The sequence below is a fragment of the Acidovorax sp. Root219 genome, from assembly GCF_001428665.1.
In the GTDB taxonomy this organism is placed as follows: domain Bacteria; phylum Pseudomonadota; class Gammaproteobacteria; order Burkholderiales; family Burkholderiaceae_C; genus Acidovorax.
Genome location: NZ_LMIJ01000020.1, coordinates 1 through 236, shown reverse-complemented (window position 1 = coordinate 236; position 236 = coordinate 1).

Genomic DNA, 236 nt, shown 5'->3' with positions numbered 1-236 from the left:
GCTGCGCCGAGAAGCGCAGGGGCTGGGGTGGGTGCGTGTGCCGAAGGACACACGCACTTCGTGCTCTGGCTTGCCGATGCTGTTTGAGCGGAGTTCGAAGAACGCAGCGAGTTCATCGGCACCACCCCAGTTCCGAGCATCGCAGGTTGCCCCCATCGCCCGACAGGGCGAAAGGGGGACGCAGACTGGGGGCCGCCTTCTCTTTGGTGACTTTCTCTTGGAGGGTGTAGAAGAAA